Annotated in this window: 14 protein-coding genes; 6 read left to right on the plus strand and 8 right to left on the minus strand. The window is 65.8% G+C overall.

Features of this window, described 5'->3' with window-relative positions; all coding sequences use genetic code 11:
* Position 1: 1 nt before the first annotated feature.
* Positions 2-991 (plus strand): PhnD/SsuA/transferrin family substrate-binding protein, encoded by a 990-nt coding sequence (locus F9K07_RS27590; RefSeq protein WP_159596432.1) that lies wholly within the window; start codon positions 2-4, stop codon positions 989-991.
* On the opposite strand, the gene F9K07_RS27595 is transcribed toward F9K07_RS27590, so the two are convergent.
* The 3 genes from F9K07_RS27595 to F9K07_RS27605 are packed head-to-tail and all read right to left on the minus strand — an operon-like array spanning position 984 to position 3,659.
* Positions 984-1,493 carry a MarR family winged helix-turn-helix transcriptional regulator gene (locus F9K07_RS27595; RefSeq protein ID WP_159596433.1) on the minus strand — a complete coding sequence of 170 codons (510 nt, stop codon included), beginning with the start codon at positions 1,491-1,493 and terminating at the stop codon, positions 984-986. The genes F9K07_RS27590 and F9K07_RS27595 overlap by 8 nt on opposite strands.
* Positions 1,486-2,694 (minus strand): Gfo/Idh/MocA family protein, encoded by a 1,209-nt coding sequence (locus tag F9K07_RS27600; protein ID WP_159596434.1) that lies wholly within the window; start codon positions 2,692-2,694, stop codon positions 1,486-1,488. The genes F9K07_RS27595 and F9K07_RS27600 overlap by 8 nt, the downstream gene beginning before the upstream one ends.
* Positions 2,691-3,659 carry a PDR/VanB family oxidoreductase gene (locus tag F9K07_RS27605; RefSeq protein ID WP_159596435.1) on the minus strand — a complete coding sequence of 323 codons (969 nt, stop codon included), beginning with the start codon at positions 3,657-3,659 and terminating at the stop codon, positions 2,691-2,693. The genes F9K07_RS27600 and F9K07_RS27605 overlap by 4 nt, the downstream gene beginning before the upstream one ends.
* Before the next feature lie 219 nt (positions 3,660-3,878).
* Between F9K07_RS27605 and F9K07_RS27610 the strand changes: the two genes are divergently transcribed.
* A complete protein-coding gene (locus F9K07_RS27610) occupies positions 3,879-4,850 on the plus strand; it encodes a Bug family tripartite tricarboxylate transporter substrate binding protein (RefSeq protein ID WP_159596436.1) in 972 nt (323 codons plus the stop codon).
* A 42-nt stretch (positions 4,851-4,892) separates the two neighbouring features.
* Entirely contained in the window at positions 4,893-5,387 is a 495-nt protein-coding gene (locus F9K07_RS27615; RefSeq protein WP_159596437.1) for a bacteriohemerythrin, read from the plus strand.
* A 23-nt stretch (positions 5,388-5,410) separates the two neighbouring features.
* Here the strand turns inward: F9K07_RS27615 and F9K07_RS27620 are convergent, their stop codons facing one another.
* The 5 genes from F9K07_RS27620 to F9K07_RS27640 all read right to left on the minus strand — a co-directional run bounded on the left by F9K07_RS27620 (position 5,411) and on the right by F9K07_RS27640 (position 10,627).
* Entirely contained in the window at positions 5,411-5,710 is a 300-nt protein-coding gene (locus F9K07_RS27620) for a hypothetical protein (RefSeq protein WP_159596438.1), read from the minus strand.
* A 72-nt stretch (positions 5,711-5,782) separates the two neighbouring features.
* Complete coding sequence (locus F9K07_RS27625; protein WP_159596439.1) at positions 5,783-7,996, minus strand: malate synthase G; 2,214 nt, start codon at positions 7,994-7,996, stop codon at positions 5,783-5,785.
* A 160-nt stretch (positions 7,997-8,156) separates the two neighbouring features.
* A complete protein-coding gene (locus F9K07_RS27630; protein WP_159596440.1) occupies positions 8,157-9,398 on the minus strand; it encodes a type II toxin-antitoxin system HipA family toxin in 1,242 nt (413 codons plus the stop codon).
* Positions 9,395-9,802, minus strand: a complete 408-nt coding sequence (locus F9K07_RS27635; RefSeq protein WP_201451489.1) for a helix-turn-helix domain-containing protein — start codon at positions 9,800-9,802, stop codon at positions 9,395-9,397. The genes F9K07_RS27630 and F9K07_RS27635 overlap by 4 nt, the downstream gene beginning before the upstream one ends.
* A gap of 78 nt (positions 9,803-9,880) precedes the next feature.
* Entirely contained in the window at positions 9,881-10,627 is a 747-nt protein-coding gene (locus F9K07_RS27640) for an IclR family transcriptional regulator (RefSeq protein WP_159596441.1), read from the minus strand.
* Positions 10,628-10,717: 90 nt separating this feature from the next.
* Here F9K07_RS27640 and F9K07_RS27645 point away from each other — a divergent pair, with 90 nt between their 5' ends.
* The 3 genes from F9K07_RS27645 to F9K07_RS27655 all read left to right on the plus strand — a co-directional run bounded on the left by F9K07_RS27645 (position 10,718) and on the right by F9K07_RS27655 (position 13,855).
* Positions 10,718-11,641 (plus strand): hydroxymethylglutaryl-CoA lyase, encoded by a 924-nt coding sequence (locus F9K07_RS27645; protein WP_159596442.1) that lies wholly within the window; start codon positions 10,718-10,720, stop codon positions 11,639-11,641.
* A gap of 18 nt (positions 11,642-11,659) precedes the next feature.
* Positions 11,660-12,862 carry a CaiB/BaiF CoA transferase family protein gene (locus tag F9K07_RS27650; protein ID WP_159596443.1) on the plus strand — a complete coding sequence of 401 codons (1,203 nt, stop codon included), beginning with the start codon at positions 11,660-11,662 and terminating at the stop codon, positions 12,860-12,862.
* A 63-nt stretch (positions 12,863-12,925) separates the two neighbouring features.
* A complete protein-coding gene (locus F9K07_RS27655; RefSeq protein ID WP_159596444.1) occupies positions 12,926-13,855 on the plus strand; it encodes a LysR family transcriptional regulator in 930 nt (309 codons plus the stop codon).
* The last annotated feature ends 5 nt before the right edge of the window (positions 13,856-13,860 follow it).

Consider the following 13,860-nt stretch of genomic DNA (forward strand, 5'->3'; position numbering starts at 1 on the left):
CATGTCCCAACTCCAACTCTCCATCGCCATGGGCGACTACGACCGCACACGCGCCCTGTTGGACGGCCGTGTCCAGATCGATGGCGTCGACCCGGTCTACATGAACCTCTATCCGGAAGAGATGTTCTTTCGCGCCATGCGCAGCCAGGAGTTCGACATTTCCGAGCTCTCCTTCTCGAGCTATGCGGTGAAGACGGCCAAGGGCGACTGCCCCTACGTCGCGGTGCCGGTGTTCCTCTCACGCGCCTTTCGCCACACGTCCATCTATGTGCGCAAGGACCGCGTCCGGCGCCCTGAAGACCTGAAAGGCAAACGCATCGGCCTGCCGGAATACCAACTCAGCGCCAACGTGTGGGCACGCGCGCTGCTACAGGACGACTACGGGGTCGCGCCCGAAGACGTGACCTGGGTTCGCGGTGGCATCGAGACCGCAGGGCGCCCTGAGAAGATCGCCTTGAACTTGCCTGCAGGCGTGAAGCTGGAGAGCGCGCCCGAGGGCGTCACCATCTCCGAGATGCTCGACCGGGGCGACATCGATGGCTTCATGGCGCCGCGCCCGCCCAGCGCTCAGGCGCTGGCGAATCCGAATGTCGGCTGGCTGTTCGACGACCCCACGGCCGTGGCCAAGGACTACTTCCGCCGCACCGGCATCTTTCCGATCATGCACGTCGTGGGCGTTCGCCGGCGGCTGGCCGATCAGCACCCCTGGTTGCCGGGCGCCGTGTTCAAGGCGTTTTCTCAGGCCAAGGATGCCGCGTTGCTGGCCTTGTCGGACACCTCTGCCACCAAGGTGACGCTGCCCTTCGTGGAAGAGCAGCTCAAGGCGGCGCGCGAGACCATGGGCGAGGACTACTGGTCTTACGGCGTGTCGCGCAACCGCGCCACCATCGAGACCTTCCTGCGCCACCACCATGCGCAGGGTCTGTCCAGCCGTGCTTTGTCGATCGACGAGATATTCCACCCCGCCACCTACGAGAGCTACGCTATTTGAGCGCTGCGCCGGGCTCGCTCTGGCTCGCCTCTTCGTCGGCCAGGTTTTCGATCATCTTCAGCAGGCTCTTGCGCACGATCGCCACCGAGCGTTCTGGTATGCCACGCACGCTGGCGCGGTTCACGTCCTCGGCCAGCGGCACCAGCAGCTTCTCCAGTGCACGCCCTTGCGGGGTGAGGAACACGTGCACGTTCTTGCGATTGCCTTCGAGCTGACGCCTCTCGATCAGACCCATGCCTTCCATCGCCCGCACGGCGCTGAAGGTGGTGGGCTCCATCACGCCGGCGAGGTCGCTGAGCTCGCGCTGCGTGAGCCCGTCCTGGATCCAGAGAATCCTCAGAAAAGTCCAATGGCCGAACGACACGCCATGGGCCGTCAGCCGAACTTGCAGCGCACGCATCTGCGCGCGCGCCACATCGCGCACGAGATGCGCCAGGCGGTCTTGTGGAACGGCTTCGCGCCAATGGCGCAAGAGGTGTTGGGTCGCACGGGGATCAGGCATCGGGACGAGAAGGCATCGGGTAGGCCACTTGGTGAGTGGGCATGATAGCCACCCCTTGCCGGCCAGACTCGATAATGGCCAGGCACACCTCCAGCGTGGCCCGGGACCAGGCGCCGCCATGCACGGGCGGATGGTCCTCTCGCGCCACACGCCACAACTCGTCGATCACCTCGGCACGCGGCACCGGGGGCAGGTCGACCGCCAGGAAGCGTGTGCCCTGCGCGTCCGTGAGCTCCACGCCCCGCGGGGTCAGCCGCAGATCGCCGCGATCGCCACTCACGATCACCGGGCCGAAATGCTGGCAAGCATCGGGAACGCGCGCCGAAGGCAGCACGAATTGACTCCCCCCGAAATTGCGCTCGGCCTTCATCGCCGCTTCTGCTGCTTCATCGATCACACTCGCCAATCGCGCCCGGGTAAGGCGGTGGGCATCGGTGTCTTTGGGAAGCCCCATCTCGCCCAAACCCTCCATGAGGACGTCGGTGTCGTAGAAGCCATAGCCGTTGTACGTGACGCTGGCAAACGCGCCATTCTGGAAGTCCAGCAACGCACTGAAGGCGCCCTCGGTCGGTCGCGAAGCGTCCCAGGCGCCGGTGCGGGCGCGCACCTGCGACACGAGCCCCCCCGCCAGCAAGCGCACGATATCGATCTGATGCGCAGCCTGGCTGAACACGACGCCTCCGCCACGCGCGGTGTCGAGTTCCTCTGGTCGCCGGGGACGGTAGAGAAAGTCGGTGTATTGCATGGCGTGCACGAGGCGGACCTCGCCGAGCGCGCCAGTGTCGATCAATTGCCGCGCCTGCAGCACCGGGGCATTGAAGCTGTGGCTGTGGCCGACGATCAGGGAAACGCCCGCGCGCTCACAAGCTTCGATCATGCGCGTGGCATCGTCGAGCGTGAGGGCCATGGGTTTCTCCACCAAGACGCTCTTGCCATGCGCTGCGGCCAAGGCCACGTGCTCCGCATGCATCTGATGCGGTGTGGCCACGTAAATCCATTCCACCGTGGGATCGGCGCAGAGCGATTCGGGGGAGCGGTGCGCGGTGCCGCCGAAGATGTCCTCAAACTGCGCACAAGCCGAAGCCCGCGGGTCGAAGGCTGCCCGCAACGCGACGCGCCGGTCTCCCAGGAAGGTGGGCAACATCAGCGTGAACGCCCGGCCCAGGCCAAGCACACCCAGGCGAATCGGCTCAGTACTCACAAGTCAAGCACCAGGCATGGCGACTTGGCGCGCGAGACACACACCATGATGTGATCGGCCTTCTCCTCTTCGAGCAGCACGAGATCGCGGTGATCGGCCTGGCCCTCGATCAAACGCGTCTTGCACGAACCGCAGGTGCCGCTCTCGCAGGAGCTGGGGACGTGAACGCCCTCCGACCGCAAGGTATCCAGGATGGAGCGTCCGATCGGCACCGCCAGGGTGCGGCCATCGGACTTGAGCCGCACCGAGAACACCTGGTCGTCGGCATGGGGCTTGGTATCGCCGCCGAAACTCTCGAAGTGCACGGCACTGCTCGGCCAATGACCGGTCATGTCGCGCACCGCGTCCATCAAGGGCCGAGGTCCGCAGCAGTACACGTGTCGGCCCGCTGCCGCACCCGGCTTCTCCAGCACCGGCCAGAGGTCAAAGCCCTTGGCGGGATCGCCCTGATCGTGGTGCATCACGACGCGCGCGGCAAATTCGCTGTCGAGAAGTTCCTGCCGAAACGCCGTTCCCTCCGAGTCCCGCGTCAGGTAATACAGCGTGAACGGGCGATCGCCCAGAGTGGACAACTGGCGCGCCATCGCCAGCATCGGCGTGATGCCGATGCCACCGGCGATGAGCACGAAGCTGCGCGCCTTGGCGTCGAGTTCAAAAAGGTTCTCCGGCAAGCCCACCTGCACGGTCTGTCCCGCGCGCATGCCGTCAACCAGGCTCATCGAGCCACCACGCCCGTCGTGCTCGCGTTTCACGGCAATGACATAGCGGTGCCGCTCATCGGGATGGTTGCTCAGCGAGTATTGACGTACCACTCCCAGCGGCGTTTGGACGCGCACGTGCGCGCCGGCGGTGAAGGACGGCAACTCGCCACCCTCGGGGTCGGCCAGCTCAAAGCAGTGGATATCGCGCGCGATGGGCGCTGCGCGCACGATGGTCAGCGTGAGGAAGTGGAGATCGGGGGCCATGCATCGTCCTCGGAGGTGATCGACGGCTGGAGGGTTTTCAACGTTGACAAGCCGTATTCAGTTTGAAAGAATGAATTATCTTAGCCATCTAAGTAAATTACAAGAGCGGCTCTGGAGGAGGCATCGCTCGTTGTCGTGACGTTGTCGTCAAGTGGAAGCCGGCGCTTGGGTCGTGTACGCGGCGGGCGCCCTTGCAAACCTATAACTCTGGAGACAAAAATGCCCCGCACAACCCTCATCAGCTCTGCCCTCGTCCTGTGCTTTTCGCCCTGGCTTGCCACGGCGCAGACCGCCTATCCGTCCAAGCCTGTGAAATTCATCGTGCCCTATGCCGCGGGTGGTCTGCCCGACACCGTGGCGCGGATCGTGGCCAAGCAGCTCGGCGAGCGCATGGGCCAGTCGGTGGTGGTGGACAACCGCCCGGGCGGCAACGGCGTCGTGGCTTACCAGACCTTGCTGCAGAGCACACCCGGTGACGGCCATGCCTTCATCGTGTCGGACGGCTCCATGCTCTCCATCACGCCGCAAGTGAACAAGGCGGCGACGTACCAGAGCGGCAAGGACATCTTGCCGGTGTCGCTGATCGCGCGCTCGCCGCTGTTCGTGGTCGCCCACCCCAAGACCGGCGTCAACACCTTCGCCGAGTTCCTGAGCTTGGTGAAGAGCAAGCCCGATGAATTCACCTACGGCTCATCGGGCATCGGCAGTACGCACCACCTCACGATGGAAGCCCTCAAGGTGGCGCTGAATTTGAACCTGCGCCACGTGCCCTACCGGGGGTCTGGTCAGTCCACACCGGCGCTCGTCGGCGGACAGGTAGATTTTTCGGTCGCGGCCTTGCCCTCTGTCATGGGCTTCATCAAGAGCAACCAGGTCCGACTGTTGGCCAGCAATGCGCCCACGCGTTCGCCTCAGGCGCCTGAAATCCCCGCGATCGCGGAAACGGTGCCTGGCTTCGACTTCTCCGTGGTCGTGGGCGTTCTCGCGGCCGCCGGAACGCCGCAGACCGCCATCGACCGCATCAGCAAGGAGATCGCCGAAGTGGTGAAGAGCCCGGAAGTGGTGAAGACCTTCGAAGGTGCGGTCATCGAACCGGTGGGAGCGGGCCCCGAGGCGTACGGCAAGGTCATCGCACGCGAAAACGACCTGATGGCCAAGGCCGGAAAAGCGGCCAGCCTGAAGTCCGACTAAAAGCCACTGGCGGGCGGCGCGTTGGGTGTATCTTCAGCAGGTATGGATACTGCAACCGCCGAAGGCCTATTGGCCACTGACGCCCCGCTCGCCTGGAGCGACGCCTTTCTGCTGGGCTACCCGCCCATGGACGACAAGCACCGAGAGTTCGTCGAGGTAGTGGCGGCACTGATCAACGCGCCGGATGCGCAGGTCAGCGACCGCCTCAACGCCGTCGAAGCGCACTTGCGCGATCACTTCACCACCGAAGACCGGTGGATGGTCGAGACCGACTTCCCGCCGCGCGACTGCCACATCGACGAGCATGCGGCGGTGCTGAAGTCGCTCGGAGAAGTGAAAGAGCGACTGGAACAACACGGCGACGTGGAGACCTCGCGCGACTTCGCGCGCGAACTCGCCAGATGGTTCCCGGGCCACGCCGACTACCTGGACTCCGCCCTCTCGCACTGGATGAGCAAGCTGCGCACCGGCGGCAAGCCGGTCGTGCTGCGGCGCAAACTGTCGTTCGACGAAACGACGGTGCCCGAGACCAAGTAAGGCCGCTGCCCGCGCGCGCGGGCTCAGTCGCGCGGCGCGAAATGCGCCACCAGCGCCTCACCCCAAGTCCACGGCCCGGTGAGAGTGAGCGTCACCGTGGTCCACTCGCCATCGACCTGCGTTTGCTCGTCCGCATCCCAAACGCCGCCATCGTCCAGCGGCCCCCGCTCGCCCGGCGCATGCGCGTCGGCCCACGCCATCACGGTTCGGACTTCTTCCAACACCTCGGGCCATTGCGCGGCACGCACACTGGCCACGGCGTCCCAGGTGCCGGTGCCATCGCCGTTGTCGCTGGTGTCAAAGATAAGGTATTGCAGGGGCATGGGCGTTCGAAGCAAGAAGCGGAAACGGCGCCCGAAGGCGCCGTTGGTGCGAAGTAGTCCAGTGTCAGCGAATCAGGCCTCGGCCTTCACCTTCAACCGCCACGCGTGCAGCAGCGGCTCGGTGTACCCACTCGGCTGTTCCTTGCCCTTGAACACCAGGTCCAGCGCGGCCAGGTAGGCCTTGCTGGTCTTGAAGTTGCCGGCCATTTTCTTGTAGAGCGGGTCGCCCGCGTTCTGGCCGTCCACCACGGCGGCCATGCGCTCGAAGGTCTTGGTGACCTGCGCTTCGGTCACCACGCCGTGGTGCAGCCAGTTGGCGATGTGCTGGCTGGAAATGCGCAGCGTGGCGCGGTCTTCCATCAGGCCCACGTCGTGGATGTCGGGGACTTTGGAGCAACCCACGCCCTGGTCGACCCAGCGCACCACGTAGCCCAGAATGCCCTGCACGTTGTTGTCCAGCTCCTGCTGTTTCTCGGCCTCGCTCCAGTTCGGGTTGCTGCTCACGGGAATGGTCAGCAGGCCGGTGAGCAGGTTGTCGCGCTCGGCGTTGCCGTCGATCTTTTCCATCTCTTTCTGCACGTCGGACACCAGCACCTGGTGGTAGTGCATGGCATGCAGCGTGGCGCCGGTCGGGCTGGGCACCCAGGCGGTGTTCGCACCGGCCTTGGGATGGCCAATCTTCTGCTTGAGCATCTCGGCCATCAGGTCGGGCATGGCCCACATGCCCTTGCCGATCTGCGCCTTGCCGCGCAGGCCGCAGTTCAGGCCCACGATGACGTTGTTCTTCTCGTAGCTCTGGATCCAGGCGCTGGCCTTCATGTCGCCCTTGCGCACCATCGGGCCGGCCAGCATCGCGGTGTGCATCTCGTCGCCGGTGCGGTCCAGGAAGCCGGTGTTGATGAAGGCCACGCGGCTCGATGCGGCCTCGATGCAGGCCTTGAGGTTGACCGAGGTGCGGCGCTCCTCGTCCATGATGCCGAGCTTGACCGTGCTGTCCTTCAGGCCCAGCACGCGCTCCACGCGGGCGAACAGTTCGGCGGCGAATGCCACTTCGCGCGGGCCGTGCATCTTGGGCTTGACGATGTAGACCGAGCCCTTGCGCGAGTTGCGGATCGGATCCTTCTTCGTGCGCTGGATATCGTGCAGCGCGATGGTGGTGGTGACCATCGCGTCCAGGATGCCTTCGGGGATTTCCTGGCCCTGGGCGCCCCAGAGGATGGCGGGGTTGGTCATCAGGTGACCGACGTTGCGCACGAACATGAGCGAGCGGCCATGCAGGCGCACACCGTCCTTCTTGCCGTTGGGCGCGGTGTACACGCGGTCGCCGTTGAGGCCACGCGTGAAGGTCTTGCCGTTCTTGGTGACCGACTCGGTCAGCGTGGCCTGCAGAATGCCGAGCCAGTTGCGGTACGCGAGCACCTTGTCTTCGGCGTCCACCGCGGCCACCGAGTCCTCCAGGTCGAGGATGGTGGAGAGCGCGGCTTCCACCACGAGGTCGCTCACGCCGGCCGCGTCGCTCCGGCCGATGGGCGTGTTGCGGTCGATCTGGATGTCCAGGTGCAGGCCGTTGTGCACCAGCAGCACCGAGCTGGGGTTCTTCGCGTCGCCCTGGTAGCCGACAAATTGCGATTTGTGTTCCAGCTTGCTGGTGCCGCCGTCGGCCAGCGTGACGACGAGATCGCCGTCCTTGTTGACCTTGTAGCCGCGCGAGCCCACGTGCGAGCCCTTCTTCAGCGGTGCGGTGCGGTCGAGCACGTGGCGCGCCCATTCGATCACCTTGGCACCGCGCTTGGGGTTGTAGCCGCCCTTGGGACCCGTCTTGCCGCAGCCTTTGTCTTCTGGAATCACGTCGGTGCCGTACAGCGCGTCGTACAGCGAGCCCCAGCGTGCGTTGGCGGCGTTGAGGGCGTAGCGCGCGTTGAGGATGGGCACCACCAACTGCGGGCCGGCCTGCACGGCCAGTTCGTCGTCCACGTTCTTCGTGGTTGCCTTCACGCTCTTGGGCTGCGGAACCAGGTAGCCGATGGTTTCCAGGAACTTGCGGTAGCCCGCCATGTCGCGAATCGGGCCGGGGTTGGCCGAATGCCAGGTGTCCAGCTCGGTCTGCAGGCGGTCGCGCTCGGCCAGCAGCGCGGCGTTCTTCGGCGCCAGGTCGGTGACGATGGCATCAAAACCCTTCCAGAAATCGGCCTCGCTCACGCCCGTGCCGGGCAGCACCTGCTGGTTGATGAAGTCGAACAGTTCGGTGGCGACTTGAAGGCCGTGGATGGAAGTGCGTGAGGTCATGGGAAAAGACTCCGTCTGGGGATGCCCGCGCGCGCGGGCGTTGCTTGTTCTAGGAATGAACTGTATTCGAGACCGGAGGTGGCATTAAATCGGTTTGCCGAGATTTATCTGTGACTTCAACCGACCTAATAGAGACGCTGCGGGTTCGTACGATGCACGATCAGGCGCGGTTGCGCTGATCGCGCAGAAACGGGCGATCGATTTGCGCGGCCAGCGATTCGATGTCGGCCGCGCTCACGCCGATCTGCGCAAAGTGGGCCTTCCAGCCCGCCACGGCGCCGCAGACGCGCTTGATTTCGGCCACGGCCTGGGGCCTTTTCAGGCCGAACTGCGCGCACTCCGACAGCGCGTTGTCCAGCGTCGCATCGGTTTGCGCCTTGCCCACCCGCATCTGCTGGTAGCCCAGCGCCTGGCCCGAGGGCAGCACGTCAAAGGCGGGAGACAGTTCGTACTCGCCACGGTCGGTCATCAACAGCACGTGGTTCTTTTCGTGGTCGTCGGTGTTGTCGATCAGAATGTTGAAGACCATGCGGCGGAACAACTCGTGCATCTGCGCCAGGTGTCGACCGCCCTCGGTCACACCGCGCCTGCGCAGCCATTGGGCCAGCTCGGGATAGCCCATGGCTTCCCCGGCGGCCTTGAGCGCCACGTTGGCAGAGATGGCGTGTCGGCGCAGGCCGGGTGCCCGATCAAAGCGCTTGACCGCGACGGCATGTCCCTGGTGCACCTTCACCGGCTGCGTGAGCGCCACGCGAATGCCGGCTTGCTCGGCGAGCGTCATGGTCGCATGCTCAACCAGCGGCGTGTCGACGAGGTCACCCGGCTCGCCAAACTTCAACACCCACGGATGCCCTTCGATGTTCAGCAAGGCCTTGGGGCGTGCACCGCCCAAGGTGGTGCCCGGCGAGATCAGGCGGCGCAGTCGCTCATCGACCGAGGCGCCGGCCAGCACTTGCTGCACCAAGGCTTCCACGGTCAGCACATCGGCGAGTCGAGGCAGTGCGCCCGTATCGCGCGCCACGTAGGCGTCTGGCGAGATGGAGACACCCAGCGCGCCGAAGCGCTCGTCACCGGCGTAAAACAAGAAGTCGAGCACCGCCAGGCGCGGGGGCTTGTCCAGCACGCGGATGACGCGCTCGCCCCAACGGTCCGGGCGAGCGTCGTCGACCGCACCCGCAGCGGTTTCTCGGTCGGCCGGAAAGAACTCGCCAGTGGTCAGAGGCAGGTCTTCGCTGAGGGCGAATCCTGTGGCAAGCCAATCCTGCGCATAGACCAGCGACACCCCTTGGAGCGAGCGCGCCATGCGCAGCTCACCGATCAGGCGCGGTACTTCGGGCTTGGCGAGCCACCACAGGTAGAGCGTGTCCACCGCCTGGTAGCGGCTGAGATCGAACGGGATCATGGGGAAGGTTCCCCTGCGCTGTTGTCGTGGGTGGTGTCGTTGTCTTTGCCGTCAGCCTGCGAGGCTGTCCCATAGAGAGACGGTCGTTTGCGGACCGATCGGACCCGCGCCACACGCACCGCTGCTTCCAGCGCGCCCTGATCGTGCTCAGGCGCGGCGGCCTCGACCAGCGCCTGCGACCGGCCCATCAACCACAACGCCGTGGCATAGACACCCATGGATACGCTGGGATCGCCTTTTTCCATGCGCATCAGAGTGGGCTCCGACACGCCAATGCGCAGCGCCCAGGATTTCAGCGGCTCGCGCCGGCGCTTGCGCGCAACCGCCAGGTTGTCGCCCAACTGGCGCAGTTGCGCCAGCACGGCGGACGGCATGGCATCGATGGCGGAAGAACGTCTAGACATTACATATATATTAGTTTAAATCTTTAAAAATAGATATTTGTGTTAGTTAAAAGAATCTCAAGCGACCCACGTTCTTCCTCAGCCGACGCGCCCACTCAACTGCCGCGCCGCCGCCAGTACCTTGCCCACATGCCGCTCGTCGTACCGGTGCGCCGGCATCGTGAGCGTGAGCGCAGCGGCGATGGTTCCATCGGCATGGAACACCGGTGCCGAGACGCCGGCCACTTCGGCGAGGCGGTCGCCCACCGAGGTCATGAAGCCTTCTTCGCGGATGCGCGCGTGCGTTCGCTTGTCCGCCAGCGTCGGTTTGCGGCTGTCATCCCCCGCCCCGAATGCCGACAACACGCGCCCGCCGGTGCCTTTGTGCAGCGGCAGCACGTCGCCGGCGCGGAGGTGGTCGCGCACCGGATGCGGCGAGTCCACCCGGTACAGGCACAGCCGCGTCTGGTTCGGCACCTGGCCCTGGCGCACGTGGTACGCCGCACTCTCGCCGGTGGCCGCCACCAGCTGGCGCAACACCGGCATGACCACGCGGTCGAGCGAGAACGTCGCGGCATAGATGCCGTGCAGCCGAGCCACTTCGCCGCCCAGGGCGTAGCGCCCGTCGTCCAGGCGCTGCAGCAGGCGTGCATGTTCCAGCGAAGCAATCAAGCGCAGCGCGGTGCTCTTGTGCAGTTGCGTGCGCGCGGCCAGATCGGCCAGGGAGAGCGCGGCATCGTCCGCGCGGAACGCAGCGAGCAGCGAGAGGGCCCGGTCCACTGCGGCGGTGCCACCGGTGGCGGCGTTGGCATCGGCCAGCGAAGGGGTTTGCGCTTTGCGGGGCATGGGTTGACAGTCCTGGGTCGATCTGCGATTCTTTCTTTAGAAAGAATATCGTTCCAACTAACGAAACGCAAGCCCCACACGCCATTGCTCATGTCAACAGCCCCGGAAGTCCTGATCAGCGAAGTCGGCCCGCGCGACGGTCTGCAATCCGTCCAGACGACCATGCCCACAGCGAGCAAGCTGTTGTGGATCGATGCGCTCGTGGCCGCCGGCCTGCGCGAGATCGAGGTGGGCTCGTTTGTGCCGGCCAGGCTGCTGCCTCAAATGGCCGATGTGGCGGAGGTTGTGCAGCACGCGCTGCGGCACGAAAGCGTGACCGTGATGGCGCTGGTGCCCAACCGGCGCGGCGCCGAAGCCGCGCTGTCCAGCGGTGTGCACAAGATCACCCTGCCCGTTTCGGCCAGCGAGGCGCATTCACTGGCCAACGTGCGCAAGACGCCGGCGCAGATGGTGGATGCGTTGCGCGAGGTACACGCCCTGCGCCGCGAGCACGCGCCCGGTGTGGCAATGGAAGTGGGCCTCTCCACCGCCTTCGGTTGCACGCTGCAAGGTCTGGTGAACGAAGACGATGTGATCCGCCTGGCGGTGGCCTGCGCCAACGCGGGCGCGGACGAAGTGGGACTGTCGGACACCACGGGCATGGCCAACCCGGCTCAGGTGCGACGCCTGTTCACCCGCCTGCGCGCCGAGCTCGGTGCCAAGGCCGGCGCGGCCCACATGCACAACACACGCGGCCTGGGCCTGGCCAACTGCCTGGCCGCCTACGACGTGGGCGTGCGCACCTTCGACGCTTCGCTCGGTGGCCTGGGCGGCTGCCCTTACGCCCCGGGCGCTTCCGGCAACGTGGTCACCGAAGACCTGGTGTTCATGTTCGAGGCCATGGGCGTGCGCACCGGCATCGACATCGAGAAACTCATCGCGGCGCGCGCGCCGCTCAAGGCCGGCCTGCCGGGCGAGCCGGTGTACGGAATGACGCCCGAAGCGGGTTTGCCCAAAGGCTGGCGCAACGCCTGATCTCTTTCTTATCTCCCCATGCAAGACACCACCAACACCCTTCCCTACGCTGGCATCCGCGTCGTCGAATTCACCCACATGGTCATGGGCCCCACCTGCGGCATGGTGCTGGGGGATCTGGGCGCCGAGGTGATCAAGGTGGAGCCGCCCACCGGCGACAACACGCGCCGCCTGCTCGGCTCGGGCGCGGGCTTCTACCCCATGTTCAACCGCAACAAGAAGAGCCTGGTGCTCGACCTGCAGTCGCCCGAAGGCCGGGAGGCGGTGCTCAAGCTCATCGCCACGGCCGATGTGGTGAGCGAGAACTTCAAGCCCGCCACGATGCAGAAGCTGGGTCTGGACTACGCCAGCCTGAAGAAGCTCAACCCTCGCCTGATCTACGTCAGCCACAAAGGCTTTCTGCCCGGCCCGTATGACCACCGCACCGCGCTGGACGAAGTGGTGCAGATGATGGGCGGTCTGGCCTACATGACCGGGCGCCCCGGCGACCCGCTGCGCGCGGGCTCGTCGGTGAACGACATCATGGGCGGCCTGTTCGGCGCGATCGGCGTGATGGCTGCCCTGGCGGCGCGCGAGAAGACGGGCGAGGGCTGCGAAGTGCAAAGCGCGCTGTTCGAGAACAACGTGTTCCTCGTCGCGCAACACATGATGCAGTACGCCGTCACGGGCAAGGCCGCCGCGCCCATGCCCGATCGCATTTCGTCCTGGGGCATCTACGACGTGTTCCGCGTGAAAGACGACGAGCAAATCTTCCTCGCGGTGGTCAGCGACACCCAATGGGCGATCTTCTGCGACGCCTTTGGCTACGAAGACCTTCGTGCCGACCCGCGGCTGCAGGGCAACAACAACCGCGTGCGTGCCCGCGACTGGCTCATTCCCCTGCTGCGCGAGCGGCTGGCGCAGAACAGCTCGGCCGAGCTGGCCGCGCTGTTCGAGCGCCACGGCCTGCCGTTCGCGCCCATCACCAAGCCCCACGAGCTGCTGGACGATCCCCATCTGCTGGCCACCGGCGGCCTGGCGCCCATCACCCTGTCCGATGGCGAGCGCGCCGGACAGCCCGCGCGCACGGTGTTGTTGCCGCTGGCGCTCGATGGCGAACGCCTGGGCGTGCGCCGCAGCCCACCCCGGCTGGGCGAAGACAGTGCCGACTTGCTGGCCGAACTGGGTTACACCCCGCAGGACGCGGCCCGCTTGAGCGCCACGGTGGAAAAAGCGGCCTGAAAGTCATCAATCCGACACAAGCTCGCGTTGATTGTTCACACCAAGTGGGGTAATCTGCCCTCAGTGGACAAACTCAAACAACTCGAAACTTTCGTGGCGGTTGCCACGCGCGGCAGCCTCACCAACGCTGCCAAGGCCGAGGGCGTGGCCCCGGCCATCATCGGTCGCCGGCTCGACGCGCTTGAAGCCCGGCTGGGCGTCAAGCTCATGGTGCGCACCACGCGGCGCATCACCCTCACGCACGAAGGCAGCGCATTTCTGGAGGATTGCCAGCGCTTGCTGGTCGACATCGCCAACGCCGAAGCCAGCGTGAGCGCGGGTGGCGTGAAAGCCAGTGGCCACTTACGCCTCACCGCACCGGCCGGATTCGGCCGCCGCCACGTGGCGCCGCTGGTGCCGCGGTTTCGCGAACTGCACCCCGAGGTGACGGTCTCGCTCAACCTGAGCGACCGCGTGGTCGACGTGGCGGGCGAGGCCTACGACTGTGCCGTGCGCGTGGGCGACCTGCCCGACTCCTCGCTGGTGAGCGTGCGCCTGGCCGACAACCGCCGCCTGTGCGTGGCCACGCCACGCTACCTGCAGCAACACGGCCGGCCCCAGGTGCCGGCCGATCTGGCGCGTTTCGACTGCCTGGGGCTCTCCAGCGACGCGTCGCAAACGCGTGGCTGGGCGTTCATGGTGCCCGGCTCGGCGGGGGGCAATGGCGAAGCCGAGATCGTGCACATGCGACCCAGCGGCCCGCTGGACTGCACCGATGGCCAGGTCCTGCGCGAGTGGTGCCTGGCCGGCTACGGCATCGCCTGGCGCAGCACCTGGGAGGTGGAGGCGGACATCGCGGCCGGCCTGCTCGAGAGCGTGCTGGACGACTTCGCTGCGCCCCCCAACGGCATCTTCGCGCTGTTTCCGCAGCGCAAGCACCTGGCCTTGCGCGTGCGCCTGTGGATCGACTTCCTCAAGCACGAGTACGCTCGGCCGGACTTCTGGAAAACCTGAGCCGC

Origin of the sequence: Hydrogenophaga sp. BPS33, from assembly GCF_009859475.1 — a bacterium.
Lineage (GTDB): Bacteria > Pseudomonadota > Gammaproteobacteria > Burkholderiales > Burkholderiaceae_C > Hydrogenophaga.

Excerpts from the sequence above, each read along its gene's own strand:
- F9K07_RS27590 (WP_159596432.1), top strand. The coding sequence starts at position 2 with ATGTCCCAACTCCAACTCTCCATCGCCATGGGCGACTACGACCGCACA.
- F9K07_RS27595 (WP_159596433.1), bottom strand. The coding sequence starts at position 1,493 with ATGCCTGATCCCCGTGCGACCCAACACCTCTTGCGCCATTGGCGCGAA.
- F9K07_RS27605 (WP_159596435.1), bottom strand. The coding sequence starts at position 3,659 with ATGGCCCCCGATCTCCACTTCCTCACGCTGACCATCGTGCGCGCAGCG.
- F9K07_RS27610 (WP_159596436.1), top strand. The coding sequence starts at position 3,879 with ATGCCCCGCACAACCCTCATCAGCTCTGCCCTCGTCCTGTGCTTTTCG.
- F9K07_RS27615 (WP_159596437.1), top strand. The coding sequence starts at position 4,893 with ATGGATACTGCAACCGCCGAAGGCCTATTGGCCACTGACGCCCCGCTC.
- F9K07_RS27620 (WP_159596438.1), bottom strand. The coding sequence starts at position 5,710 with ATGCCCCTGCAATACCTTATCTTTGACACCAGCGACAACGGCGATGGC.
- F9K07_RS27625 (WP_159596439.1), bottom strand. The coding sequence starts at position 7,996 with ATGACCTCACGCACTTCCATCCACGGCCTTCAAGTCGCCACCGAACTG.
- F9K07_RS27630 (WP_159596440.1), bottom strand. The coding sequence starts at position 9,398 with ATGATCCCGTTCGATCTCAGCCGCTACCAGGCGGTGGACACGCTCTAC.
- F9K07_RS27635 (WP_201451489.1), bottom strand. The coding sequence starts at position 9,802 with ATGTCTAGACGTTCTTCCGCCATCGATGCCATGCCGTCCGCCGTGCTG.
- F9K07_RS27640 (WP_159596441.1), bottom strand. The coding sequence starts at position 10,627 with ATGCCCCGCAAAGCGCAAACCCCTTCGCTGGCCGATGCCAACGCCGCC.
- F9K07_RS27645 (WP_159596442.1), top strand. The coding sequence starts at position 10,718 with ATGTCAACAGCCCCGGAAGTCCTGATCAGCGAAGTCGGCCCGCGCGAC.
- F9K07_RS27650 (WP_159596443.1), top strand. The coding sequence starts at position 11,660 with ATGCAAGACACCACCAACACCCTTCCCTACGCTGGCATCCGCGTCGTC.